This window comes from Catalinimonas locisalis (assembly GCF_038039535.1).
Lineage (GTDB): Bacteria > Bacteroidota > Bacteroidia > Cytophagales > Cyclobacteriaceae > Catalinimonas.
In genome coordinates this window covers 1-1,003 of record NZ_JBBPHP010000114.1, presented here as the reverse complement: position 1 = coordinate 1,003, position 1,003 = coordinate 1, and the positions used below count along the sequence as shown (strand labels likewise).

Genomic DNA, 1,003 nt, shown 5'->3' with positions numbered 1-1,003 from the left:
TAAATTGGAGCTAAAGCCTGAAGATGTGGGCTTTGCAACTACTTGATAATAAGCACCAAATTTGACGTTAGTCAGAACCAGAAAGTAAATACATGAAAAGAAACTTATTATTCTTCATAATTGGTGTTTTAAGTCTATCAGCATGTGAGACTGGAGAAAATAAATTACGAAGAAATGTATTTCTTACTCATTCAATAGATGAAAAATATGACAAAATAAGCTATTATAATAAGCAAATGCCAGAAAAGGCAAAATGGGCTTTTCAATTAGCTGAAAAAATCAAAGGAATATCGGATACCTGTTACATGATGTTGCCTAGTTACTCGAGTAACCAAATTATCAACTACATTAAGCAACATGAAGTGAATTTTCCGAAAACAATAAGAAATACGTTAGAAACTGCAACGAATGATTATTACCAATCCAACTCTGAAATAGATGCAGAGAAAATACAAATCGTTGAAAACGAGATTTTGTCTCAACTAATAGATTTTGCACTTTCAACTGATTTAGGATTTGATACTTTTTCCTTAGTGCCTGTAGCAAAATCAAATGAGATAAAATATGGAGAGACTTATGTGACAGATGTGTATTTTTCAGCAAGTAACTCAAGCTTTCCAACAAAGATTATCATAAATGAGGAACACTGGAAGGATACATTGACCTTTGACGTATCATCTTTCCCTCATGTAATGATTGATAAAAACAGATATCAAAAAGGAATGAATAAGATAACACCAAAATACGTTGTTGAAACAATAGATGGAAAAGAGGAATATGAGTTTGATATTAATTTTGAAGTAAAATAGGCAGCCCCTAACAAAGCGTTCTATTAAAAAAGCAAGCATTTAGATATAAATATTCTAAGAAAAAGACAAAGGTATCCTGCCCAACCATATTGGTGGAAATTTTACACTTGTTGGATCTGAATAGTCCTGGAATGGGTTTACAGAATTAAGGGATTTAAAGGTAATTGATTAATTGTACATTATTAAGAACTTGT

1 protein-coding gene is annotated in these 1,003 nt (G+C 31.4%); it reads left to right on the top strand.

The genetic code is table 11. The features are described from left to right. Positions 1–92: 92 nt before the first annotated feature. Positions 93–809, top strand: coding sequence for a hypothetical protein (locus WJR50_RS34115; RefSeq protein ID WP_341297801.1), 717 nt, complete (start codon positions 93–95; stop codon positions 807–809). Positions 810–1,003 lie beyond the last annotated feature (194 nt).

Bases quoted from the DNA above. Each gene is read 5' to 3' on its own strand.
- WJR50_RS34115 (WP_341297801.1), top strand. From the start codon at position 93: ATGAAAAGAAACTTATTATTCTTCATAATTGGTGTTTTAAGTCTATCA.